Raw genomic sequence first — 23,532 nt, 5'->3', positions numbered from 1 at the left:
AGGATTCGGACCCAAAGGGTAGTTCAGAGTGCCGTTAATTGCCCAAGCGACTAAATTACTGTCACACGACTGCAATAATTCCGTTATCTAATGCGGCGCAAGACAGTTAAATGACAAGAGGATTTTGAGCATGGTTGGCAGGAGCATTCTGATCGTTGACGACGAAGCGCCCATTCGCGAGATGATCGCCGTTGCGTTGGAAATGGCCGGCTATGACTGCCTGGAGGCGGAGAACTCCCAGCAGGCCCATGCCATTATCGTCGACCGCAAGCCGGACCTGATCCTGCTGGACTGGATGCTGCCCGGCACCTCCGGCATCGAACTGGCCCGCCGCCTCAAGCGCGATGAGCTGACCGGGGACATCCCGATCATCATGCTCACCGCCAAGGGCGAAGAGGACAACAAGATCCAGGGCCTGGAAGTCGGCGCTGATGACTACATCACCAAGCCATTTTCCCCACGTGAGCTGGTCGCTCGTCTGAAAGCCGTACTGCGCCGCGCCGGGCCGACTGATGGCGAAGCCCCGATCGAAGTCGACGGCCTGATTCTGGACCCGATCAGCCACCGCGTAACCATCGACGGCAAGCCGGCCGAGATGGGCCCGACTGAATACCGCCTGCTGCAATTCTTCATGACTCACCAGGAACGCGCCTACACCCGCGGCCAGTTGCTCGACCAAGTGTGGGGCGGCAACGTGTACGTGGAAGAGCGCACCGTGGATGTGCACATACGCCGCCTGCGCAAAGCCTTGGGCGATGCCTACGAGAATCTGGTACAAACCGTGCGCGGCACCGGCTACCGCTTTTCCACCAAAGGCTGAGCCAGCCCTTCCCTTTCCTTAACAGCTGACAAGGACGCATGTTTAAGTGAACCAGAACTGGCATGGCACCCTGATCCGCCACATGCTGCTGTTGATCACTGGCTGCCTGGTGGTGGGTTTGGTCAGCGGCCAATACGGCTGGAGCCTGGCCGTTGGTATCGGCCTGTATCTGGGCTGGACCCTCAAACAGCTGCTGCGCCTGCATGAATGGCTGCGCCAGCACAAACCCGATGAAGCGCCACCCGACGGCTACGGCCTGTGGGGCGAGGTGTTCGACAGCATCTACCACCTGCAACGCCGCGACCAACGTGTACGCGGGCGCTTGCAAGCGGTGATCGACCGCGTACAGGAATCCACCGCCGCGCTCAAAGACGCGGTGATCATGCTCGACAGCGATGGCAACCTGGAATGGTGGAACCGCGCCGCCGAGACCCTGCTGGGCCTCAAGACGCCCCAGGACAGCGGCCAGCCAGTCACCAACCTGGTGCGCCACCCGCGCTTCAAGGAGTACTTCGAACAGGAGAACTACGAAGAAGCGCTGGAAATCCCCTCGCCCACCAACGACCGCGTGCGCATCCAGCTGTACCTGACGCGCTACGGCAACAACGAGCACCTGATGCTGGTGCGCGACGTGACCCGCATCCACCAGTTGGAACAGATGCGCAAAGACTTCGTCGCCAATGTCTCACACGAACTGCGCACACCGTTGACGGTGATCTGCGGCTACCTGGAGACGCTGCTGGACAATGTCGACGAGATCAACCCGCGCTGGAGCCGTGCCCTGCAGCAGATGCAGCAGCAAGGTTCGCGCATGCAAACCCTGCTCAACGACCTGCTGTTGCTGGCCAAACTTGAAGCCACCGATTACCCGTCGGATAACCACCCGGTGGCGGTGCAGAGCCTGTTGCAGACCATCAAGAACGACGCCCAGGCGCTTTCCGGCGAGCGCGGGCAACAGATCACCCTGGAAGCCGACCCGCTGGTGCTGCTCAAAGGCAGCGAAGGCGAGTTGCGCAGTGCGTTTTCCAACCTGGTGTTCAACGCGGTGAAGTACACCCAGGACAAGGGCAATATCCGCATCCGCTGGTGGGCCGACGAACACGGTGCGCACCTGAGCGTGCAGGACTCAGGCATCGGCATCGACGCCAAGCATCTGCCGCGCCTGACCGAGCGCTTCTACCGCGTCGACTCCAGCCGCAACTCCAACACCGGCGGCACCGGGCTGGGCCTGGCCATCGTCAAGCATGTGCTGTTGCGCCATCGCGCACGGCTGGAAATCAGCAGCGTGCTGGGGCATGGCAGCACGTTTACCTGCCACTTTCCGCCTGTGCAGGTGACCCGCTCACGGGTGATCGGCACAGATGAATAACCCGAAAACAACACCGGATTAAGTGTGGGAGCTGGCTTGCCTGCGATAGCGGTGGGTCAGCTGAAAACAGGTCAACCGACCGTCCGCTATCGCAGGCAAGCCAGCTCCCACATTGGATTTGCATCGTCTCCAGGAATGTATTCCAGGCCCCACCCGGCAGCGGGCACTAGGCAAGCGCCCCGTCAGCCGCTACATTGGCCGACTTGCGCCTGCCTTTCAGGCCCTTCTGTCACCCCTTATTGAACACACGGAACCTGCAAAACCCCATCATGGACCCTTCCCCTGGTATCACCCTCGCCACACTCTTCGCCGACTTCGGCATGATTCTTTTTGCACTGATCCTGGTACTGCTCAACGGTTTCTTCGTTGCGGCGGAATTTGCCATGGTCAAACTGCGCGCCACCCGGGTCGAGGCCATCGCCCACAAGAACGGCTGGCGTGGGCAGATCCTGCGCACCGTGCACAGCCAGCTCGACGCCTACCTGTCGGCCTGTCAGCTGGGTATCACCCTCGCCTCCCTGGGCCTGGGTTGGGTCGGTGAGCCGGCGTTTGCGCATATCCTCGAGCCGTTGCTGGGCGCCGTGGGCGTGCAATCGCCGGAAGTGATCAAGGGCGTGTCGTTCTTTGCCGCCTTCTTCGTGATTTCCTACCTGCACATTGTGGTCGGTGAATTGGCGCCTAAATCCTGGGCGATTCGCAAACCCGAGCTGCTGTCGCTGTGGACGGCGGTGCCGCTGTACCTGTTCTACTGGGCGATGTACCCGGCGATCTACCTGCTCAACGCCAGCGCCAACGCCATCTTGCGTATCGCCGGCCAAGGCGAGCCTGGCCCACACCATGAGCACCATTACAGCCGCGAAGAGCTCAAGCTGATCCTGCACTCCAGCCGTGGCCAGGACCCGAGCGACCAAGGCATGCGCGTACTCGCCTCCGCCGTGGAAATGGGCGAGCTGGAAGTGGTCGACTGGGCCAACTCCCGCGAAGACCTGGTGACCCTGGACTTCAACGCCCCGCTCAAGGAAATCCTCGCGCTGTTCCGCCGCCATAAATTCAGCCGCTATCCGGTGTATGACGCGGTGCGTAACGAGTTTGTCGGCCTGCTGCACATCAAGGACCTGCTGCTGGAACTGGCGGCGCTGGACCACATCCCCGAGTCGTTCAACCTGGCCGAGCTGACCCGCCCGCTGGAGCGCGTGTCGCGGCACATGCCGCTGTCGCAACTGCTGGAGCAGTTCCGCAAAGGCGGCGCGCACTTCGCCCTGGTGGAGGAAGCCGATGGCAAGATCATCGGCTACCTGACCATGGAAGACGTGCTGGAAGTGCTGGTCGGCGATATCCAGGACGAACACCGCAAGGCCGAGCGCGGCATCCTCGCCTACCAGCCGGGCAAACTGCTGGTGCGTGGCGACACGCCGCTGTTCAAGGTGGAGCGCCTGCTGGGCGTCGACCTGGACCACATCGAAGCCGAAACCCTGGCCGGGCTGATCTACGACACCCTCAAACGCGTGCCGGAAGAGGAAGAAGTGCTGGAAGTTGAGGGCTTGCGCATCATCATCAAGAAGATGAAAGGGCCGAAGATCGTGTTGGCCAAGGTGTTGTTGCTGGATTGATCAGAAAACGCGCGGGAGCGAGCAACTTGCTCCCGCGCTGTCGATTACGCCGGCAGCGGCGAGAAGCAGATATCGACCTCCAAATGCGCTGCGGCAGACAAGTTGACCAGTGCGTCCAGTGAGAACTTGTCGATCTTGCCATTGAGCATGTCATTGAGCCGAGGCTGACTGATACTGAGCCGTTCAGCGGCCGCTTTTTGCGACAACTCCCAACTGCGGATGGTGTTGCACAGTTCCAGCAGCAACTTTGAGCGCAGGCGCATATTGGCAGCTTGCTGGGGAGTGTCTTCCAACGCATCCCAGACGCAGCTGAAACGTTCGGTGTGAATTTTGGGGTCCGTCATAGGCTTAATCTAACTCCTGCAATCTGGCACGTGCCAGTTCGATATCCCGCCCTTCGGTTTTCTGTGTGGTCTTGTGCAGCGCGTGCAGCACATAAACGGCTTCCGGCCGATTGACTACGTAGAACACTCGGAAAGCGCCTGATGCCTCAGCGATCCGAATCTCACTGACACCCCGCCCAATGGTTTTCATCGACTTGCAATCAAAAGGCTGTTCGCCCTGTTGCAAGAGATCCAACTGAAAACCTGCCGCCCTGCGGGCATCGAGAGGAAACGCTTTGAAATCCTTGAGCGAGCTCCCTAAAAACACCACATCCTTGTGCCTTGGCATTGGCCTCTCCTTTCCTGGAAAGAAGAAGCGTAATTGACGATTCAGCCAGAGGCGATGGTGCTTTGTTTCAAGGCATACCAAAGGCTCGATAACACTGAAGCGTTATCGAGAGCCTATATCGAAACAGATATAAATCAAGCCAGCTTACGGGAATCAGACGGTCGGTTGATTCCCGCAATTGAGGCGATCACGCACCCGGCACAAAGTGCTTCTGCGCCGTACCGCGTGCGATCAGGCGGGAGATGTAGTCGAGCTTCTGGGCGTCCTGGTCGATGAACCGGAAGGTCAATTGCAGCCAGTCGCTGTCGGGCTTGGGCTCGTAGGCGACGATGGCGTGCAGGTAGCCGTTGAGGCGCGCGACTTCGGCGTTGTCGCCTTGCTCAAGGTCGAGTACCGCGCTTTCCAGCACTTGGGGCAGGACTTCACCGCGACGCACTACCAGCAGCGCCTCCTTAATGCTCAGCGCCTTGATCACGCACTGCTGGGTGCCGCTGGACAGGCGCAGTTGGCCCTGGCCACGACCACCCGCCGGCGAGGCGGCCGGCGCTGCCTGCACGGGCGGGCTGTTGAGCAGGCCTTTGCTTGGCGCGGCCGCCACCGCTGCCGGTTTAACGGCTTCAGGCTTGCCGCCGGTCAGGGCGCTCAGGGAATCGTTGCCGAAAGCCGAGTTCATCTTGGTCGGCGCGCTGGCGATCAGGGCGTCGAGACGGCCGATCTTGTGCAGGGCCTGCTTGACCTTGTTCAGCAACTGCTCGTTGGTGAACGGCTTGCTGACGTAACCGGAAACTCCGGCCTGGATCGCCTGGACCACGTTTTCCTTGTCGCCACGGCTGGTCACCATCACGAACGGCATGGCCTTCAGATGCGGTTGCTCACGGCACCAGGTCAGCAGTTCCAGGCCTGACATTTCGGGCATTTCCCAGTCGCACAGCACCAGGTCGAAGGTCTCGCGCATCAGGATGGATTGCGCCTTTTTGCCGTTCACCGCATCTTCAATCTTGATCCCGGGGAAGTAGTTACGCAGGCACTTCTTCACCAGGTCGCGGATAAACGAGGCGTCATCCACCACCAACACACTGACTTTACTCATCGACCCTTCATCCTATAAAAACTTCGGCACGCAAAACGCCTGACTGATGGCATTTTGCCAAAACTCGCTGGTCACAGAAGGACTTTATTGCTCCTGCTGCGCAAAAAATTCAGATGCCGCAAACGAAAACGCCCGACCAATGGCCGGGCGTTAATTTCTCGGGCAACTTACTTATCGTCAGGTACGCCCGGAACATTAGGGATTTGATCGGCTGTGCCTTCAACTTCGGCTTTCATGCGCTTGAGGCCCATGTGCCGTACGTCGGTGCCGCGCACCAGGTAAATGACCAGCTCGGAGATATTGCGCGCGTGGTCGCCGATACGCTCCAGCGAACGCAGCACCCAGATAATGTTCAAGACCCGCGAGATAGAGCGTGGGTCTTCCATCATGTAGGTGGCCAGCTCGCGCAGCGCGGTTTTGTATTCGCGGTCGATGGTCTTGTCGTACTGCGCCACCGACAGCGCCAACTCAGCGTCGAAGCGGGCAAAGGCGTCCAGCGCATCGCGCACCATGTTGCGCACTTGGTCGCCGATGTGGCGCACTTCCACATAACCACGCGGCGCTTCGCCTTCTTCGCACAGCTGGATGGCGCGGCGTGCGATCTTGGTGGCTTCGTCGCCGATGCGCTCCAGGTCGATCACCGACTTGGAAATGCTGATGATCAAACGCAGGTCGGAGGCCGCCGGCTGGCGACGCGCCAGAATGCGCAGGCATTCTTCGTCGATGTTGCGTTCCATCTGGTTGATCTGGTCATCGATTTCACGCACTTGCTGGGCCAGGCCCGAGTCGGCCTCGATCAGCGCGGTGACGGCGTCGTTGACTTGCTTCTCCACCAGCCCGCCCATCGCCAGGAGGTGGCTGCGCACTTCCTCAAGCTCGGCGTTGAACTGCGCGGAGATGTGATGGGTAAGGCCTTCTTTGCTAATCATGTTGGCGTCCTTGGAACGTCCGGTAAGGTGCGGAGAACCGCAGCATTCAGTGCAATCAGAATCACCGCGTTCTAGCCGTAACGACCGGTGATGTAGTCTTCGGTCTGCTTCTTCGCCGGATTGGTGAACAGGGTATCGGTATCGCCGAATTCCACCAGTTTGCCCATGTACATGAACGCGGTGTAGTCGGAAACCCGCGCCGCCTGTTGCATGTTGTGGGTCACGATAACGATGGTGAACTTGGACTTGAGCTCGTAGATCAGCTCTTCGACTTTCAACGTCGAGATCGGGTCGAGTGCCGAGCACGGTTCGTCGAGCAGCAGCACTTCCGGCTCCACGGCGATGGTACGGGCGATCACCAGCCGTTGCTGCTGGCCGCCGGACAGGCCGAGTGCCGAGTCGTGCAGGCGGTCTTTGACCTCATCCCACAGTGCCGCGCCTTTGAGGGCCCACTCAACGGCTTCGTCGAGGATGCGTTTTTTGTTGATGCCCTGGATGCGCAGGCCGTAGACCACGTTTTCGTAGATGGTCTTGGGGAACGGGTTGGGCTTCTGGAACACCATGCCCACACGGCGACGCAGCTCGGCTACGTCCTCGCCCTTGCGGTAGATATTGGTGCCGTAGAGGTTGATCGCACCTTCTACGCGGCAGCCGTCAACCAGGTCGTTCATGCGGTTGAAGGTACGCAGCAACGTGGACTTACCGCAGCCGGACGGGCCGATGAAGGCGGTCACGCGCTGTTTCGGGATGTTCATGCTGACGTCGAACAGCGCCTGCTTTTCACCGTAGTACAGGCTAAGGCCCGGCACTTCGATGGCCACGGTTTCCTGGGCCAGGCTCAGGCTCTGCTTGTCGCGCCCCAGGGCCGACATGTTGATGCCGTGGGTGTGGGTTTCGTGCTGCATGGGATGCTCCCTGTGCTACCAATTCGTTTCATTGAACCGCAGTTTTAGCGGTTTACTTGATCTCAATATCCTGCGCGGTCTCCTGTGGGAGCTGGCTTGCCTGCGATGGCATCAATGCGGTTTTCCTGAAACACCGCGTCGTCTGCATCGCAGGCAAGCCAGCTCCTACAGGGGTCCAATTAGCTGTCCAGCGCCTTGTATTTCTCGCGCAGGTGGTTACGAATCCATACCGCCGACAAGTTCAGCGTGGCGATCACCAGCACCAGCAGCAAGGCAGTGGCGTACACCAATGGCCGTGCAGCTTCGACGTTGGGGCTCTGGAAGCCGACGTCATAAATATGGAAGCCCAAGTGCATGATCTTCTGGTCCAGGTGCAAGTACGGGTAGTTGCCATCCAGCGGCAGCGATGGCGCCAGCTTCACCACACCTACCAGCATCAGCGGCGCCACTTCACCGGCGGCGCGGGCCACGGCGAGGATCATGCCGGTCATCATCGCCGGGCTGGCCATCGGCAGCACGATCTTCCACAGCGTTTCCGCCTTGGTCGCGCCGAGTGCCAGGGAACCTTCGCGCACGGTGCGAGGAATCCGCGCCAGGCCTTCTTCGGTCGCCACAATCACCACTGGCACCGCCAGCAGCGCCAGGGTCAGCGAGGCCCACAGCAGGCCCGGCGTGCCGAACGTCGGTGCCGGCAGGGCTTCGGCGAAGAACAGGCGGTCAACCGAACCACCCAGTACATACACGAAGAAGCCCAGGCCGAACACGCCGTAGACAATGGCCGGTACGCCCGCCAGGTTGTTCACCGCGATGCGGATGATGCGCGTCAGGGCGTTCTGCTTGGCGTATTCACGCAGGTACACCGCCGCCAGCACGCCAAACGGCGTCACGATCATCGCCATGATCAGGGTCATCATCACGGTGCCGAAGATCGCCGGGAAAATCCCGCCTTCAGTGTTGGCTTCACGCGGGTCGTCGCTGAGGAATTCCCAGACCTTGCTGAAGTAGAAGCCGATCTTGGTCATCGTGCCCATGGCGTTCGGCTGGTAGGCGTGCACCACTTTGCCGATACCGATTTCGATTTCCTTGCCGTTGGCGTCGCGAGCGGTCAGGGCGTCTCGGTTGAACTGGGCGTGCAAGTCGGCCAGGCGCGCTTCGATGTCCTGGTAACGAGCATTCAGTTCGGCGCGGCCGCTGTCCATATCAGCTTGAGCAGTGGCGTCGAGCTTGCCTTCCAGCTCCAGCTTGCGACCGTGCAGGCGGATACGCTCAAGGCCGGCGTTGATCGCGCCGATATCGGTTTTTTCCAGGCTCTTGAGCTGGGCAGCCAGTTTGTTCACGCGGTCGACGCGGGCTTGCAGCTCCGGCCACGCGGCTTCGCCTTCGGCGATGACCTTGCCGTCCTGTTTGACGTTGACCAGAGTGCCGTAGAAATTGCCCCACTCACGCCGCTCGATGGCCATCAGGTTCGCAGGCTTGGTCTGGTCCTTGAGCCACTCGCCGACGATCCAGGTGAAGTCGTTGCCGTTCAGGTCGCGGTTGCCGACCTTGATCAGCTCCCGTGTCATGAATTCCGGGCCCTGGTCGGGCACCGGCAAGCCGGCGCTTTTCAGGCGCTCGCGCGGTACTTCTTCCTTCTGCACCACTTCGCCGACGACGATATGGTTTTCCTGGCCCGGCACGTTGTAGTTGGCCTGGATCAGGTCAGCCGGCCAGAAGTGGCCCAGACCACGCACGGCAATCACGGCCAGCAAACCAATGGTCATGATGACCGCGATGGACACCGCGCCACCGCTGATCCAGACGCCGGGGGCGCCGCTCTTGAACCATCCATTCAGGGAGTTCTGTTTCACAGACTTCTACCTTTCTTAAAGCGACGAGTATTTCTTGCGCAGACGCTGACGAATCAGCTCGGCGAGGGTGTTCATGATGAAGGTGAACAGCAGCAGCACCAGCGCCGAGAGGAACAGCACGCGGTAGTGGCTACCGCCGACTTCCGACTCGGGCATTTCCACCGCGACGTTGGCTGCCAGGGTGCGCAGGCCTTCGAACAGGTTCATCTCCATCACCGGGGTGTTACCGGTGGCCATCAACACGATCATGGTTTCGCCGACCGCGCGGCCCATGCCGATCATCAGCGCCGAGAAAATCCCCGGGCTGGCGGTCAGGATCACCACGCGGGTCATGGTCTGCCACGGTGTGGCGCCCAGGGCCAGCGAGCCCAGGGTCAGGCCGCGCGGCACGCTGAACACGGCGTCTTCGGCGATGGAGTAGATGTTCGGGATCACCGCGAAACCCATGGCCAGGCCGACTACCAGAGCGTTGCGCTGGTCATAGGTGATGCCCAGGTCGTGGGAGATCCACATGCGCATGTCGCCGCCGAAGAACCAGGTTTCCAGGTACGGGCTCATGTACAGCGAGAGCCAGCCCACAAACAGGATCACCGGGATCAGGATCGCGCTTTCCCAGCCATCGGGAACGCGCAGGCGGATCGACTCAGGCAAGCGGCTGAACACGAAGCCGGCGACCAGAATGCCAATCGGCAGCAGCATCAGCAGGCTGAAAATCCCCGGCAAATGCCCTTCTACATACGGCGCCAGGAACAGGCCGGCGAAGAAACCGAGGATCACCGTCGGCATCGCTTCCATCAACTCGATCACCGGCTTGACCTTGCGGCGCAGGCTCGGGGCCATGAAGTAAGCAGTGTAGATCGCGGCGGCAACTGCCAGCGGTGCGGCCAGCAGCATGGCGTAGAACGCAGCCTTCAATGTACCGAAGGTCAGCGGCGCCAGGCTCATCTTGGGTTCGAAGTCGGTGTTGGCGGCGGTCGATTGCCAGACGTATTTAGGCTCGTCGTAGTTTTCGTACCAGACCTTGCTCCACAACGCGCTCCACGAAACTTCCGGGTGCGGGTTGTCGAGCAACAGCGGTTGCAGCTTGCCACCGGCTTCGACGATCACGCGGTTGGCGCGTGGCGACATGCCGAAAATGCCAGTGCCATCAACTACCGGGTCCACCAGCAGCGTGCGGTGCGCGGTGCTGTGGAACACACCGAATTTGCCGGAAGCGTCGAGCGCGGTAAAGCCTTTGCGACGCTCTTCAGCAGTGATTTCCACGATAGGCGCAGTGCCCATCTGGAAGGTACGGATCTGTTTCAGACGCTGCTCGCCGTCCGGGTCGCGGGCCATGAACCATTGGGCCAGGCCGCCCTTGGAGTTACCGACGATCAGCGAGATACCGCCCACCAGTTGGGTGCTGGCAGTGATTTCGGCGTTGCCGTCTTCGAGCAGTTTGTAGCGACCGTTAAGGCTGTTGTCGCGCAGGCTGAACACATCCGCCAGGGCACGGCCGTTGATCACGTACAGCCATTGCTGGCGTGGGTCGATAAAGATCGCCTTCACCGGCTCGGTCATTTGCGGCAGCTCAATACGCTTCTGCTCGCTGGTGACCTCGCCGGTCATCATGTTTTCTTCTCGGCTCAGGGCCAGCACGTTCAAGTGCGAACCGGCCGAGCCTGCCACTACCAGCGACGAGTCGGTGGCATTGAGGGCGACGTGCTCCAACGGGCGACCGGCCTCATCCAGCACGATCGGCGTTTCACCGTAAGGGAATTCAACCGCTGGCGTAATGGTTTTCTTGCCGTCCGGGTAAGACACCTTATAGGTGTGGCGGAACACCAGGGACTGGCCGTTGGACAAGCCGAGAATCACCAGCGGGCTGCCCGGCTGGTCTTCACCGATGGACGCAACACTGGTACCGGCCGGCAGCGGCAGGTCGACACGCTTGAGCTCGGCACCGGTGTCCACATTGAAGAACAGCGCCTGGCCCTTGTCGGAAACCCGCATGGCAACCTGGTTCTGTTCTTCGAGGGAGATCATCAACGGCTTGCCGGCGTCCTGCATCCAGGCGGGCGTCAGCGCATCTTCCTTGGTCAGCGAGGCGCCCTGGAACAGTGGCGCGACGACGTAGGCAAGAAAGAAGAAAATCAGGGTGATGGCGCCGAGGACGGCGAGGCCGCCGACCAGCACGTACCAACGGGTCAGGCGATCTTTGAGCGCGCGGATGCGGCGCTTGCGTTGCAGCTCAGGCGTATTGAAATCAATGCGCTTGGGGGGAGAAGTCGTCGTCATGGTGGAATTGGCCAGATCATTCATGCGCACACCCTAGCGATCCTGTATGACAGAAAGATGACAATGCAGTGACGCAAGAAATCCGCCGCGGAGCAGGGCTGGCAGCGGATTAAAAAATTAGGGGTGTAGAGGGTTAGTGTGGGAGCGGGCTTGCCCGCGATGGCATCAATACGGTTTCAACTCTAAACCGTGTCGCCAGCATCGCGGGCAAGCCCGCTCCCACAGAAAAGCATGCATCTACACCCGGTATTACAGGCTTAGTTGCCTTCTTTCAGACCCAGGTCAGCCAGGGCCTTGGCGGCGACTTTGGCTGGCAGTGGGATGTAGCCGTCTTTGACGACCACTTCCTGGCCCTGCTTGGACAGGACCAGCTTCACGAACTCAGCTTCCAGCGGGGCCAGAGGCTTGTTCGGGGCCTTGTTGACGTACACGTAGAGGAAGCGCGACAGCGGGTATTTGCCGTTCAGGGCGTTTTCTTCGCTGTCTTCGATGAAGTCAGTGCTGCCTTTCTTGGCCAGGGCCACGGTCTTCACGCTAGCGGTTTTGTAGCCGATGCCCGAGTAACCGATGCCGTTCAGCGAAGAGCTGATCGACTGCACGACCGAAGCCGAGCCAGGTTGTTCGTTCACGTTTGGTTTGTAGTCGCCTTTGCACAGGGCTTCTTCTTTGAAGTAGCCGTAGGTGCCGGATACCGAGTTACGACCGAACAGTTGCACCGGCTTGTTGGCCAGGTCGCCGGTCACACCCAGGTCGCCCCAGGTTTTAACGTCGGCTTTAGCACCGCACAGGCGAGTCGAGGAGAAGATCGCGTCGACTTGTTCCATGGTCAGGTGCTGGATCGGGTTGTCCTTGTGCACAAACACCGCCAGGGCATCCACGGCAACCGGGATTGCGGTTGGCTTGTAGCCGTACTTCTGCTCGAAGGCCGCCAGTTCGGTGTCCTTCATTTTGCGGCTCATCGGGCCCAGGTTGGAGGTGCCTTCAGTCAGCGCAGGCGGTGCAGTGGCGGAGCCGGCAGCCTGAATCTGGATGTTGACGTTCGGGTATTCCTTTTTATAGGACTCAGCCCACAGGGTCATCAGGTTAGCCAGGGTGTCGGAACCAACGCTGGACAGGTTGCCCGATACACCGGTGGTCTTGGCGTAAGCCGGAATTGCCGGGTCAACACCAGCGGCTACCGCGTTAGCGGTGGCAACGCCAGCAGCGACAAAAGTCATTGCCGCCATCAAACGTTTCAGTTTCATGCCTTGCTCCTAGCAGATAGGGATAGTTGGATCGGGGCCAAGTATCGGTAGGCCGTGTGAACACTCTATGTCTGGAATATGACAATTAGATGAAAGGCCAGTATTTGTGAAAAACCTGACAGGAAGGGGAAAGATCAATAAATACGGGGCTTGCGAGGAGGTTGAGGCGCTTGAAGCGGTGTTTCAGAAATACTCTGTAATCTATGACCATTCCTACATCATCGTGTAGGACTGAGTGCAGGGACGCGGAGCGTCCCTGGCGGCGTTCCCACGCAGAGCGTGGGAACGATCACTTAGCGACCGCGCTTCCACAGGTACCCACCCACCAACGTCCCCATTACGCACAGCACGGCGACGTAGTAAGCAGGGCCCATCGGGCTTTCCTTCATCAGCAGCGACACCGCCAGCGGCGTCAAACCACCAAACACGGCATAGGCGACGTTATACGAAAACGACAACCCGCTGAAACGCACCACCGGCGGGAACGCCTTCACCATTACGTACGGCACCACACCGATCACACCCACAAACAGACCAGTCAGGGTGTACAGCGGAAAGAGCCAGTTCGGGTGATCAAGCAGGCTGTGATACAGCGTCCACGACGTCGCCAACAGCAGCAAGCAACCGATGACCAACACGCGGCCTGCGCCAAAACGGTCGGCCAAGGCGCCGGAGGCGATGCAGCCCAGGCTCAGCGTGACAATCGCCAGGCTGTTCGCCTGCAGCGCCACGGTCGGGCTGAAGTGGTAGACGGTTTGCAGCACGGTCGGGGTCATCAGGATGACCACCACGACACCGGCCGACAGCAGCCAGGTCAGCAGCATCGACAGCACGATGGCGCCACGGTGGTCGCGCAATACCGCGCGCAATGGCAGCTCGGCGGCCAAGGTTTTGCGCTGCTGCATTTCGGCGAAGATCGGCGTTTCGTGCAGCCAGCGGCGCAGGTACACCGAGAGCAGACCGAACACGCCGCCCAGCAGGAACGGGATTCGCCAGGCGTAATCCGACACCTGCTCCGGGCTGTAAAGGGTGTTGATGGCGGTGGCCACCAGCGAGCCGAGCAGGATGCCGGCGGTAAGGCCGCTGGTCAGGGTGCCGCAGGCGTAGCCGATGTGACGCGGCGGCACGTGTTCGGAGACGAACACCCAAGCGCCGGGTACTTCGCCGCCAATCGCCGCGCCCTGAATTACGCGCATCAACAGCAGCAGGAGCGGCGCCCACAGGCCGATCTGCGCGTAAGTCGGCAGCAAGCCCATGATCAAGGTCGGCACGGCCATCATGAAGATGCTCAAGGTGAACATCTTCTTGCGGCCCAGCAGGTCACCGAAGTGCGCCATGATGATGCCGCCCAGCGGGCGTGCCAGGTAACCGGCGGCGAAGATGCCGAAGGTCTGCATCATGCGCAGCCATTCCGGCATGTCGACGGGGAAGAACAGTTTCCCGACCACGGTGGCGAAAAACACGAAGATGATGAAGTCGTAGAACTCCAGCGCCCCGCCCAAGGCAGACAGCGACAGGGTTTTGTAGTCGTTGCGGGTCAGCGGGCGCGATGGTTGCGCACTGCTTGCGGGCACGGAGGACATGGCAAGGCTTCTCTTATAGTAATGACGGCAAGCCCGGGACTTGCGGCGGGTCTGGCAAGATAGCAAATCGCTTGAAAAAGCACAGCGTCCACCGAATAACACTTTGCAGGCGCGCGTTATTCCGCATTTTTTCCCTTTATTAGCCATCAGAAGCACAGTTGCAGGAAAAAGCCGCATTACAGCCGTGATTTGCCGACCAAATGAGCGCCGGGAGGTCGTCGCGGCGCCAGCGTCTCGATATACTCGGCCCGTGCAAGCGCCAAACCCGCTGTCTTGAGGGGCTGCTGTGCCAAACCGTCGTTGGGTGCCATCCAGCCGATTTGGCAGAGTTTCCCTTTAGTTCGCCTTACGAGAAACGCATCGAGCGGTGTATGTTGGTGCTGAAACGTTTTTCCAGAAGACGGCTATCCACTTGAAATACCCATGAAGCGTCACGGGTCAGAGGCACCCTCGGCATGATCGAACTCGAACAAGAAGATCCTATCCCGCAAGGCGATCTCGCCCTGCAAATTACCGCACTCCCGCGCGAAACCAACGGTTTTGGCGATATTTTCGGCGGCTGGCTGGTCGCGCAGATGGACCTGGCCGGCACGGCCATGGCGAGCAAAGTCGCGGGTGGGCGTGTCGCCACCGTGGCCATCGATCGCATGGCGTTCCTGGTGCCGGTCGCGGTCGGCGCACAGCTGTCCTTCTATACCCAGGCCCTGGAAATCGGCCGCAGCTCGATTCAGATGATGGTCGAAGTGTGGAGCGACGACCCGCTGTCCAGCGAATGGCGCAAGGTAACCGAGGCAGTATTTGTGTTCGTGGCCATCGATGGCAGCGGCCGTACGCGCTCGGTTCCATCGCGCGCGCGTTAAACATCGCCGGGTTTTGACGGTCAATTGCCCCATTGCCTGCCATTTGAGAGCACTGCTATGCCTACGCCCCACGTTGAAAGCATGAAAATCGACGAGCTGGACTGCTGGCGCTTCCGCCACAACGGCGCGCAAGTGCTGGTGGCCCAACAGGGCGCGCACATTTTCAGTTACCAGCGCCAGGGCGAGCAGCCGGTGATCTGGCAGAACCCTGAGGCCTTATTCAAACAGGGCAAAGGCATTCGGACCGGCGTGCCGGTGTGCTGGCCGTGGTTTGGCGTGTTCGACCGCAACCCGCAGAGCGTCAAGGCTATGCGCCAGAGCGATCAGCCTGCCGGTGCCCATGGTTTTGTGCGCACCGCACTGTGGGAACTGGCCGGGACCGAACTTGAAGGCGATGTATTGCGCGTCGACCTGGTACTGCCAGTGCCAGCGGGCGGCTTTCCCGGCTGGCCGCATCAGGTCGACCTGAAGCTGAGCCTGCTGCTGGACGATCAACTGCATATCCGCCTGACCAGCCATAACCGTGGCGACCATACCGTTACCCTGAGCCAGGCGCTGCACACTTATTTCGCCGTGAGCGATGTGCGCAACGTGCAGGTCGAAGGCCTGGACGGGCTGGCGTATGTCGACACGGCCGATGGCTGGAACAGCAAACAGCAAGCCGGGCTGTTGCACTTCACTGCCGAGACCGACCGTATTTACCTGGATACGCCGTCGCAGCTAAGCATTGTCGACAAAGACTGGCAGCGCCGCCTTCAGCTCACCAGCCAAGGCTCGAACTCCACGGTGATCTGGAACCCCTGGACCGAACGCGCCAAGGCGCTCGACGACATGGCCGATGATGGCTGGCAGGGCATGCTGTGTATCGAGACGGCGAATGTGCTGGATGATGTGGTGAGCTTGGCGCCCGGTGAAAGCCACACCTTGGGCGTAAGCATCACCAGTCTCGCCTTGTAAACCCAATCAAAAATGTGGGAGCTGGCTTGCCTGCGATAGCATCACCGCAGTGTGTCAGTAATACCGAGGCGCCTGCATCGCAGGCAAGCCAGCTCCCACATTGATTAGTGTTATGTCTTACAGGTCGGATTCTTTTACAACCCGCACCTTCCCCGCATCCAGCGCGTACGCCGCATCCGCCAAATCGTTATTAACCTTCTCCACCTTTAACGTGCCCGTGACCCACAGCGGCGTGTAGATATCGTCCAACTTCAGCCCCTTGGGATACCGTACCAGCACCAACTGGTTCGGCGGCGGTGGCGGCACGTGGATGCAGGCGCCTGGGTACGGCACCAGGAAGAACAGCGTACTGCGGCCCTTGGCGTCGGTTTCCAGCGGCACCGGGTAGCCGCCGATGCGGATGTTCTTGCCGTTCATGGCGGCCACGGTCTTGGTCGAATACATCACCGCCGGCAAGCCTTTGCTTTGCTTCAGGCCACCTTTGTCGGTGAACGTGCCTTGGGCTTCGGGGGAGTTGTGGTCGATCTCGGGCATGGCTTCGAGAGCTTTCTGGTCCGACAGCGGCATCAGGTCGAGCCAGTCGGTTTCCGGCAGTTCGCCGGCGTGCGCCAGGCCAGGGCCCAGCAAGAGGAGAGTCAACAGAAGACGGCGCATGGTGAGGCTCGGCAAGTACAGGTGGCGAGCATTCTAGCCCTCTGCGCCTGCGCAGCGCAGAGGGCTTTGTCGCTTAATTACTTTTTACGCAGCAGGCCGTAGATCACCAACAGCACGATGGCGCCGATCAGCGCACCGATAAAGCCCGCGCCCTGACCCGCCTGGTAGATGCCCAGGGCCTGACCACCGTATGTGGCGACCAGGGAACCTGCGATACCCAGCAGGATGGTCATGATCCAGCCCATGCTGTCGTCGCCAGGCTTGAGGAAACGCGCCAGCAGGCCGACGATCAAGCCGATAAAAATGGTTCCGATGATACCCATGGCATTTCCCTCTGATTGAATGTGAGTCATGACAAAGCCTAGTCAGGCTTTGCCATCCTGCAATCAGAGAGACGGCGGCAACAGATGGTTCCCGCCGACTCCAGGGTTATTGCTCGGCGATCAGCGCTTCGACCTTGAGGATCTGCGCTTGCAGCGTCGCACGGTCTTTGCAGCGCAGGTTGGCATGGCCCACCTTGCGCCCGGCCTTGAAGGCCTTGCCGTAGTGATGCAGGTGGCAATCATCAATCGCGATCACACGCTCAACCGGCGGCACCACACCGATGAAGTTAAGCATGGCGCTCTCGCCGACCTTGGCCGTGGAGCCCAACGGCAAGCCCGCCACCGCCCGCAGGTGGTTTTCGAACTGGCTGCACTCGGCGCCTTCGGTGGTCCAGTGCCCGGAGTTGTGCACACGCGGCGCGATTTCGTTGGCCTTGAGGCCACCGTCGACTTCAAAGAACTCGAACGCCATCACGCCGACGTAATCCAACTGCTTGAGCACACGGCTGGAATAGTCTTCGGCCAGGGCCTGCAGCGGGTGGTCGGTGCTGGCCACGGACAGCTTGAGGATGCCGCTGTCGTGGGTGTTGTGCACCAACGGGTAGAAGCGGGTTTCGCCATCGCGGGCACGCACGGCGATCAACGACACTTCACCGGTGAATGGCACGAAGCCTTCCAGCAGGCAGGCGACGCTGCCCAGCTCGGCGAAGGTGCCGACTACGTCAGCAGCGGTGCGCAGGACTTTCTGGCCCTTGCCGTCGTAACCCAGGGTACGGGTTTTCAGCACAGCCGGCAGGCCGATGCTGGCGACAGCAGCGTCCAGGTCTGCCTGGGACTGGATGTCGGCGAAAGCCGGCGTCGGGATGCCCAGGTCTTTGAACATGCTCTTTTCGAACCAGCGGTCGCGGGCGATGCGCAAGGCTTCGGCGCTCGGGTACACCGGCACGAACTGCGACAGGAAGGCCACGGTTTCGGCCGGGACGCTTTCGAACTCGAAGGTCACCAAGTCGACTTCATCGGCCAGTTGGCGCAGATGATCCGGGTCGCTGTAGTCAGCGCGCAAATGTTCACCCAGGGCTGCCGCGCAAGCGTCCGGCGCCGGGTCCAGGAAAGCGAAGTTCATCCCCAGCGGGGTTCCCGCCAGGGCCAGCATGCGGCCCAGCTGGCCGCCACCGATTACACCGATTTTCATCACTCAACAACCTCAGGCGATACGTGGGTCTGGATTGTCCAGCACGCTGTCTGTCTGCTCAGCACGGAATTTTTTCAGCACCGCGTGAAACTGCGGGTGCTTGGCGCCCAGGATGCTGGCGGACAGCAAGGCAGCGTTGATCGCACCGGCCTTGCCAATCGCCAGGGTGGCCACCGGGATACCGGCCGGCATCTGCACGATGGACAACAGCGAATCCACGCCCGAGAGCATCGACGACTGCACCGGTACGCCTAGCACTGGCAGGTGAGTCTTGGCTGCACACATGCCTGGCAGGTGCGCCGCACCGCCGGCACCGGCGATGATCACCTCGATGCCACGGGATTCTGCTTCATCGGCATACTGGAACAGCAAATCCGGAGTGCGGTGGGCGGAGACCACTTTCACTTCGTAGGGAATGCCGAGTTTTTCCAGCATATCGGCGGTGTGGCTAAGGGTGGACCAATCGGACTTGGAGCCCATGATCACGCCAACCAATGCACTCATCGTCGTGCCTCTTCTCTCTGGGCGCCCGCAGGCGCGTCAAAAAACAACAAGCCACGCGGGAAATCCGGCGTGGCTTGTTGTACGAAATTTGGCCGGTTGGACCGGCCGAAGGCCGCGCAGTATACCGTAATAATTGAGATAAACAGCCCCTGGAATGACCATCTGTCCAGTGGCGCAAACCAGCGGTTTTATTGACTTTCAGGTCAGCGAAAACACCGCAAAACTAATGTGGGAGCGGGCTTGCTCGCGAAGACGGTGTATCAGCCACAGATGGGTTGCCTGACACGACGCTTTCGCGAGCAAGCCCGCTCCCACATTTGATCCGTGTTAGCTCAGGTATTCTGCGCCGCCCCACCTTCCAACTTGCGCCACAACAACCGTACGTTGGCTTTGCGCACCAGGGCGCAGCGGTACAGGCGAATCTCCAGCGGCACATGCCACTGCGGGCCGCCGCACACCACCAGCTCACCCCGTGCCAACTCCGCCCGCACGCTCAAATGCGGCACCCAGGCAATGCCCAGGCCTTCCAGGGCCATGCTCTTGAGGCTGTCGGCCATGGCTGTTTCATAAATGGTGGTGAAACGCAGGGCGCGCTGACGCAGCAGCAGGTTCACCGAGCGCCCGAGAAAGGCGCCGGCGCTGTAGGCCAGCAACGGCACGCTGCCCTCACCCTCCAGGCCAAACAGCGGCTTGCCTTCGGCATCGGCTGCGCACACCGGGAGCATTTCGGTATTGCCCAGGTGCAGCGACGGGAAGATCTCCGGGTCCATCTGCATCGCCGCGTCCGGGTCGTAGAACGCAAGCATCAGGTCGCAACCGCCTTCGCGCAAAGCGTGCACGGCGTCACCGACGTTGGTGGCGACCAGCCGCGTGGCGATGTTCAGGCCCTCATTGCGCAGTTGCGCGATCCAGCGAGGGAAGAAGCCCAATGCCAGCGAGTGCGCCGCCGCCACTTGCATGACTTCGCCCTGACCGCCTTCCAGGTGATGCAAATGGCGCAAGACTTCACCAAGCTGCTCGACCACCGTGCGCGCAGTCACCAGGAACAACTGCCCCGCCGCCGTCAACTCAACCGGCGTGCGCGAGCGATTGACCAGCGTCAGGCCGAGCGCGGCTTCCAGGCTGCGGATACGACGGCTGAATGCCGGCTGGGTGACAAAGCGTCGCTCCGCCGCCTGGGAAAAACTGCGAGTTGCCGCCAAGGCGCTGAAGTCTTCCAGCCATTTGCTCTCTAGGTTCATCACTTCCTCCCACGGGTACGCACCATTTTGGCACACACGCCCGCCATGATAACCGGGTCACACCTACATTATGCCGTTTGTGCATAGGCCAGTGTTTAACAGCATTGGCCCAAAAACTCCTACAAGCCTAGCATTCGCAGCGTTCCGGCCAGTTCCGGGTCCATATCGAGATGATTTCCGTCATGTCCTCCGCTGCATCATTCCGCACAGAAAAAGACCTGCTTGGCGTACTCGAAGTACCTGCTCAAGCGTATTACGGCATCCAGACCCTGCGAGCGGTGAATAACTTCCGCCTCTCGGGCGTTCCGATTTCGCATTACCCGAAATTGGTGGTCGGCCTGGCAATGGTCAAGCAAGCGGCCGCTGACGCCAACCGCGAGTTGGGCCAGCTCAGCGAAGCCAAGCACGCTGCCATCAGCGAAGCCTGTGCCCGTCTGATCCGCGGCGATTTCCACGAAGAGTTCGTGGTGGACATGATTCAAGGCGGCGCCGGCACTTCAACCAACATGAATGCCAACGAAGTCATCGCCAACATCGCGTTGGAGGCCATGGGCCACAACAAGGGCGAGTATCAGTACCTGCACCCTAACAACGACGTGAACATGGCGCAGTCGACCAACGACGCCTACCCAACCGCGATCCGCCTGGGTCTGCTGCTGGGCCATGACGCGCTGCTGGCCAGCCTCGACAGCCTGATTCAGGCATTCGCCGCCAAAGGCGTCGAATTCAGCCACGTGCTGAAAATGGGCCGCACCCAATTGCAAGACGCTGTGCCGATGACCCTCGGCCAGGAATTCCGCGCTTTCGCCACCACCCTCGGTGAAGACCTGGCCCGCCTGAAAACCCTGGCGCCAGAGCTGTTGACCGAAGTGAACCTGGGCGGCACCGCCATCGGCACCGGCATCAACGCCGACCCGCGCTACCAGGCCCTGGCCGTTCAGCGCCTGGCGCTGATCAGCGGCCAGCCGCTGGTGCCGGCCGCTGACCTGATCGAAGCGACTTCCGACATGGGCGCCTTCGTGCTGTTCTCCGGCATGCTCAAGCGTACCGCGGTGAAGCTGTCGAAGATCTGCAACGACCTGCGCCTGCTGTCCAGCGGCCCACGTACCGGCATCAACGAGATCAACCTGCCGGCACGCCAGCCAGGCAGCTCGATCATGCCCGGCAAGGTCAACCCGGTGATCCCGGAAGCCGTGAACCAGGTTGCATTCCAGGTTATCGGCAACGATTTGGCCCTGACCATGGCAGCCGAAGGCGGCCAACTGCAGCTGAACGTGATGGAACCGCTGATCGCGTTCAAGATCTTCGACTCGATCCGCCTGCTGCAACGCGCCATGGACATGCTGCGCGAGCACTGCATCGTCGGCATCACCGCCAACGAAGCCCGTTGCCGCGAACTGGTGGAGCATTCCATCGGCCTGGTGACCGCGCTGAACCCGTACATCGGTTATGAAAACGCCACCCGCATTGCGCGTATCGCCCTTGAAAGCGGCCGCGGCGTGCTGGAACTGGTGCGCGAAGAAGGCTTGCTCGACGACGCCATGCTCGACGACATCCTGCGCCCCGAAAACATGATTGCCCCACGTTTGGTCCCGTTGAAGGCCTAACGTTTGTTGCACCGCTCACCAGGTTGAGGGACTAGACACCTCTCACCTTTTGAGGGCCTGAAGGCTCGTTCTTCAGGCCCTTTTTTTTGCCTCAAGGTTGTGAAATGAAGCCCATAAAAACTCCAATATCGCCCCACAAACCCTCCTTGCCTGCAACAGCTTGGCTGAAACCTTTAATCGCCCCGTGCAGACGGATCACGCTCGCCTAGGTATAGTGCCGCCCCTCTTCGCGTCTGCGGCCGTCGGTAACGAGGCCCGGATACAACGCGAAAGCGCATGAATAACAACACCCGCAAAAGGATTGGGGTCGAAGCGTCGTGCACTGCCTGGTGCTAGACGATGCGTCGGACCGTCCTGCGTTTGCCATTAGAAAAATCAGCGAGGAACACTCCATGCTCGAAGTCATCAACGACTTCCTCTCAGGGAAAGTACTGATCGTGCTCATTGTCGGGCTCGGCGGTTATTTCACGATCCGCTCGCGTTTCGTTCAACTGCGTCACTTTTTCCACATGTTCTCGGTGTTCAAAGACAGCCTGAAGAGCAGCTCCGGCCAGCTCAGCTCGTTCCAGGCGCTGATGCTCAGCCTGGCCGGCCGCGTGGGTGCCGGTAACATCGCCGGTGTCGGCATTGCTGTGACCCTGGGTGGCCCCGGTGCCGTGTTCTGGATGTGGGTCACCGCATTGGTGGGCATGTCTTCGAGCTTTATCGAGTGCTCCCTCGGCCAGCTGTACAAGCGCACCGACGCTGAAGGCACCTACCGCGGCGGCCCGGCCTACTACATTCAGCACGGCCTGCAGAAGCGCTGGCTGGGTATGGTCATGGCGTTCCTGTTGCTGGTGACCTTCGGTTTCGCCTTCAACGGCCTGCAAGCCCACGCGGTGACCCACTCGCTGAACAACGCGTTCGGCCTGGACACCACCTACACCGGCCTGGCGCTGGCGGTATTGCTGGGCCTGGTATTTATCGGCGGGATCAAGCGTATCGCCTCGATCGCCGACCTGCTGGTACCGGTCAAGACGCTGGTCTACATCGCCGTGACCCTCTACGTGATCGTGCTGCAATTCGACCACGTGCCGGCCATGCTCGCGACCATCGTCAAGAGTGCCTTCGGCCTCGACCAAGCCTTCGGTGGCCTGGTGGGCAGCGCGATCATCATGGGTGTGAAGCGCGGCGTGTTCGCCAACGAAGCCGGTTTGGGCAGTGCGCCTAACGTGGCGGCAGTGGCCTCGGTAGAACACCCGATCGCCCAAGGCGTGGTTCAGGCGTTCAGCGTGTTCCTCGACACCTTCGTGATCTGCACCTGCACCGCGTTGCTGATCCTGCTCTCCGGTTTCTACACCCCGGGCTTTGAAGGCGACGGCATTGCCCTGACCCAGAACTCCCTGGCGGCGGTAGTCGGCGACTGGGGCCGGATGTTCATCTCGGTGGCCCTGGCGTTGTTCGTGTTCACCTCGATCATGTACAACTACTACCTCGGCGAGAGCAACCTGCGCTTCATCGTGGGCGACAATCGCAAGGTGCTGATGGGCTACCGCGCGCTGGTGCTGGTGCTGATTTTCTGGGGTTCCATCGAGAACCTCGGCACCGTGTTCGCCTTCGCCGACATCACCATGACCCTGCTCGCGTTCGTCAACCTGTTCGCCCTGGCGTTCCTGTTCAAGATCGCCATGCGCATCCTGAACGACTACGACAACCAGCGCGCGGCGGGCATCAAGACGCCGGTGTTCGACTCCAGCCAGTTCCCTGACCTGGACCTGGATCGCAAGGCTTGGCCTGCGAACCCCGTGAAGTCTGAGCCAACCGCTCAAGCCACGTCTGATCTGAACGCTCAAGCGCAACGCTAAG

Annotated in this window: 21 protein-coding genes; 7 read left to right on the top strand and 14 right to left on the bottom strand. The window is 60.6% G+C overall.

Annotated features, from left to right (window positions below; translation table 11 throughout):
* Positions 1-130 precede the first annotated feature (130 nt).
* The 3 genes from phoB (at position 131) to L8I05_RS14255 (ending at position 3,799) form a co-directional block, all read left to right on the top strand.
* Positions 131-820 carry a phosphate regulon transcriptional regulator PhoB gene (gene phoB / locus L8I05_RS14265; RefSeq protein ID WP_003195617.1) on the top strand — a complete coding sequence of 230 codons (690 nt, stop codon included), beginning with the start codon at positions 131-133 and terminating at the stop codon, positions 818-820.
* An 82-nt stretch (positions 821-902) separates the two neighbouring features.
* A complete protein-coding gene (phoR, locus tag L8I05_RS14260; RefSeq protein ID WP_242170034.1) occupies positions 903-2,189 on the top strand; it encodes a phosphate regulon sensor histidine kinase PhoR in 1,287 nt (428 codons plus the stop codon).
* A gap of 269 nt (positions 2,190-2,458) precedes the next feature.
* Positions 2,459-3,799, top strand: coding sequence for a hemolysin family protein (locus L8I05_RS14255; RefSeq protein WP_053258701.1), 1,341 nt, complete (start codon positions 2,459-2,461; stop codon positions 3,797-3,799).
* A gap of 44 nt (positions 3,800-3,843) precedes the next feature.
* Here the strand turns inward: L8I05_RS14255 and L8I05_RS14250 are convergent, their stop codons facing one another.
* The 9 genes from L8I05_RS14250 to L8I05_RS14210 form a co-directional block, all read right to left on the bottom strand.
* Entirely contained in the window at positions 3,844-4,143 is a 300-nt protein-coding gene (locus L8I05_RS14250; RefSeq protein WP_242169672.1) for an XRE family transcriptional regulator, read from the bottom strand.
* A gap of 4 nt (positions 4,144-4,147) precedes the next feature.
* Complete coding sequence (locus tag L8I05_RS14245; protein WP_242169670.1) at positions 4,148-4,471, bottom strand: type II toxin-antitoxin system RelE/ParE family toxin; 324 nt, start codon at positions 4,469-4,471, stop codon at positions 4,148-4,150.
* Positions 4,472-4,658: 187 nt separating this feature from the next.
* Complete coding sequence (locus tag L8I05_RS14240; protein WP_197626338.1) at positions 4,659-5,561, bottom strand: response regulator; 903 nt, start codon at positions 5,559-5,561, stop codon at positions 4,659-4,661.
* 167 nt (positions 5,562-5,728) lie between these two features.
* Positions 5,729-6,490: a phosphate signaling complex protein PhoU gene (phoU, locus tag L8I05_RS14235; protein ID WP_159961118.1), complete on the bottom strand. Its 762-nt coding sequence runs from the start codon at positions 6,488-6,490 to the stop codon at positions 5,729-5,731.
* Positions 6,491-6,561: 71 nt separating this feature from the next.
* On the bottom strand, positions 6,562-7,395 hold the full coding sequence (gene pstB, locus L8I05_RS14230) for a phosphate ABC transporter ATP-binding protein PstB (protein WP_017135801.1): 834 nt from the start codon (positions 7,393-7,395) through the stop codon (positions 6,562-6,564).
* Positions 7,396-7,574: 179 nt separating this feature from the next.
* Positions 7,575-9,245 (bottom strand): phosphate ABC transporter permease PstA, encoded by a 1,671-nt coding sequence (gene pstA / locus L8I05_RS14225; RefSeq protein ID WP_242169668.1) that lies wholly within the window; start codon positions 9,243-9,245, stop codon positions 7,575-7,577.
* Between the two features lie 15 nt (positions 9,246-9,260).
* Entirely contained in the window at positions 9,261-11,294 is a 2,034-nt protein-coding gene (locus L8I05_RS14220) for an ABC transporter permease subunit (protein WP_242170031.1), read from the bottom strand.
* Between the two features lie 485 nt (positions 11,295-11,779).
* On the bottom strand, positions 11,780-12,766 hold the full coding sequence (locus L8I05_RS14215) for a phosphate ABC transporter substrate-binding protein PstS (protein WP_106575903.1): 987 nt from the start codon (positions 12,764-12,766) through the stop codon (positions 11,780-11,782).
* Between the two features lie 293 nt (positions 12,767-13,059).
* Positions 13,060-14,349 carry an MFS transporter gene (locus tag L8I05_RS14210; RefSeq protein WP_159961121.1) on the bottom strand — a complete coding sequence of 430 codons (1,290 nt, stop codon included), beginning with the start codon at positions 14,347-14,349 and terminating at the stop codon, positions 13,060-13,062.
* 455 nt (positions 14,350-14,804) lie between these two features.
* Between L8I05_RS14210 and L8I05_RS14205 the strand changes: the two genes are divergently transcribed.
* A complete protein-coding gene (locus L8I05_RS14205; protein WP_003176975.1) occupies positions 14,805-15,209 on the top strand; it encodes an acyl-CoA thioesterase in 405 nt (134 codons plus the stop codon).
* Positions 15,210-15,266: 57 nt separating this feature from the next.
* A complete protein-coding gene (locus tag L8I05_RS14200; RefSeq protein ID WP_242169666.1) occupies positions 15,267-16,166 on the top strand; it encodes a D-hexose-6-phosphate mutarotase in 900 nt (299 codons plus the stop codon).
* A 117-nt stretch (positions 16,167-16,283) separates the two neighbouring features.
* Here the strand turns inward: L8I05_RS14200 and L8I05_RS14195 are convergent, their stop codons facing one another.
* The 5 genes from L8I05_RS14195 to L8I05_RS14175 all read right to left on the bottom strand — a co-directional run bounded on the left by L8I05_RS14195 (position 16,284) and on the right by L8I05_RS14175 (position 20,080).
* A complete protein-coding gene (locus L8I05_RS14195; protein WP_010207590.1) occupies positions 16,284-16,820 on the bottom strand; it encodes a DUF3299 domain-containing protein in 537 nt (178 codons plus the stop codon).
* Positions 16,821-16,897: 77 nt separating this feature from the next.
* Positions 16,898-17,143, bottom strand: a complete 246-nt coding sequence (locus L8I05_RS14190; RefSeq protein ID WP_010168336.1) for a GlsB/YeaQ/YmgE family stress response membrane protein — start codon at positions 17,141-17,143, stop codon at positions 16,898-16,900.
* Positions 17,144-17,249: 106 nt separating this feature from the next.
* Positions 17,250-18,335 (bottom strand): 5-(carboxyamino)imidazole ribonucleotide synthase, encoded by a 1,086-nt coding sequence (locus tag L8I05_RS14185; RefSeq protein WP_083356067.1) that lies wholly within the window; start codon positions 18,333-18,335, stop codon positions 17,250-17,252.
* 12 nt (positions 18,336-18,347) lie between these two features.
* Positions 18,348-18,839, bottom strand: coding sequence for a 5-(carboxyamino)imidazole ribonucleotide mutase (purE, locus tag L8I05_RS14180; RefSeq protein WP_003195648.1), 492 nt, complete (start codon positions 18,837-18,839; stop codon positions 18,348-18,350).
* 332 nt (positions 18,840-19,171) lie between these two features.
* Complete coding sequence (locus L8I05_RS14175) at positions 19,172-20,080, bottom strand: LysR substrate-binding domain-containing protein (RefSeq protein ID WP_177016720.1); 909 nt, start codon at positions 20,078-20,080, stop codon at positions 19,172-19,174.
* Between the two features lie 182 nt (positions 20,081-20,262).
* Between L8I05_RS14175 and aspA the strand changes: the two genes are divergently transcribed.
* The gene (gene aspA, locus L8I05_RS14170; protein WP_053258714.1) at positions 20,263-21,687 is read left to right on the top strand and encodes an aspartate ammonia-lyase; all 1,425 of its coding nucleotides are present in this window, start codon (positions 20,263-20,265) and stop codon (positions 21,685-21,687) included.
* Positions 21,688-22,079: 392 nt separating this feature from the next.
* On the top strand, positions 22,080-23,531 hold the full coding sequence (locus L8I05_RS14165; RefSeq protein ID WP_242169664.1) for an alanine/glycine:cation symporter family protein: 1,452 nt from the start codon (positions 22,080-22,082) through the stop codon (positions 23,529-23,531).
* Position 23,532 lies beyond the last annotated feature (1 nt).

Source organism: Pseudomonas sp. MONT-RG-20F-20-E-7-02, from assembly GCF_022662395.1.
Lineage (GTDB): Bacteria > Pseudomonadota > Gammaproteobacteria > Pseudomonadales > Pseudomonadaceae > Aquipseudomonas.
This window is presented reverse-complemented; position numbering and strand designations above follow the sequence as displayed.

Bases quoted from the DNA above. Each gene is read 5' to 3' on its own strand.
- L8I05_RS14175 (WP_177016720.1), bottom strand. From the start codon at position 20,080: ATGAACCTAGAGAGCAAATGGCTGGAAGACTTCAGCGCCTTGGCGGCA.
- L8I05_RS14220 (WP_242170031.1), bottom strand. From the start codon at position 11,294: ATGCAGGACGCCGGCAAGCCGTTGATGATCTCCCTCGAAGAACAGAAC.
- pstB (WP_017135801.1), bottom strand. From the start codon at position 7,395: ATGCAGCACGAAACCCACACCCACGGCATCAACATGTCGGCCCTGGGG.
- phoB (WP_003195617.1), top strand. From the start codon at position 131: ATGGTTGGCAGGAGCATTCTGATCGTTGACGACGAAGCGCCCATTCGC.
- L8I05_RS14210 (WP_159961121.1), bottom strand. From the start codon at position 14,349: ATGTCCTCCGTGCCCGCAAGCAGTGCGCAACCATCGCGCCCGCTGACC.
- phoU (WP_159961118.1), bottom strand. From the start codon at position 6,490: ATGATTAGCAAAGAAGGCCTTACCCATCACATCTCCGCGCAGTTCAAC.
- purE (WP_003195648.1), bottom strand. From the start codon at position 18,839: ATGAGTGCATTGGTTGGCGTGATCATGGGCTCCAAGTCCGATTGGTCC.
- L8I05_RS14195 (WP_010207590.1), bottom strand. From the start codon at position 16,820: ATGCGCCGTCTTCTGTTGACTCTCCTCTTGCTGGGCCCTGGCCTGGCG.
- L8I05_RS14240 (WP_197626338.1), bottom strand. From the start codon at position 5,561: ATGAGTAAAGTCAGTGTGTTGGTGGTGGATGACGCCTCGTTTATCCGC.
- L8I05_RS14215 (WP_106575903.1), bottom strand. From the start codon at position 12,766: ATGAAACTGAAACGTTTGATGGCGGCAATGACTTTTGTCGCTGCTGGC.
- aspA (WP_053258714.1), top strand. From the start codon at position 20,263: ATGTCCTCCGCTGCATCATTCCGCACAGAAAAAGACCTGCTTGGCGTA.
- phoR (WP_242170034.1), top strand. From the start codon at position 903: ATGCTGCTGTTGATCACTGGCTGCCTGGTGGTGGGTTTGGTCAGCGGC.
- L8I05_RS14200 (WP_242169666.1), top strand. From the start codon at position 15,267: ATGCCTACGCCCCACGTTGAAAGCATGAAAATCGACGAGCTGGACTGC.
- L8I05_RS14165 (WP_242169664.1), top strand. From the start codon at position 22,080: ATGCTCGAAGTCATCAACGACTTCCTCTCAGGGAAAGTACTGATCGTG.
- L8I05_RS14245 (WP_242169670.1), bottom strand. From the start codon at position 4,471: ATGCCAAGGCACAAGGATGTGGTGTTTTTAGGGAGCTCGCTCAAGGAT.
- L8I05_RS14185 (WP_083356067.1), bottom strand. From the start codon at position 18,335: ATGAAAATCGGTGTAATCGGTGGCGGCCAGCTGGGCCGCATGCTGGCC.
- L8I05_RS14250 (WP_242169672.1), bottom strand. From the start codon at position 4,143: ATGACGGACCCCAAAATTCACACCGAACGTTTCAGCTGCGTCTGGGAT.
- L8I05_RS14255 (WP_053258701.1), top strand. From the start codon at position 2,459: ATGGACCCTTCCCCTGGTATCACCCTCGCCACACTCTTCGCCGACTTC.
- L8I05_RS14205 (WP_003176975.1), top strand. From the start codon at position 14,805: ATGATCGAACTCGAACAAGAAGATCCTATCCCGCAAGGCGATCTCGCC.
- L8I05_RS14190 (WP_010168336.1), bottom strand. From the start codon at position 17,143: ATGGGTATCATCGGAACCATTTTTATCGGCTTGATCGTCGGCCTGCTG.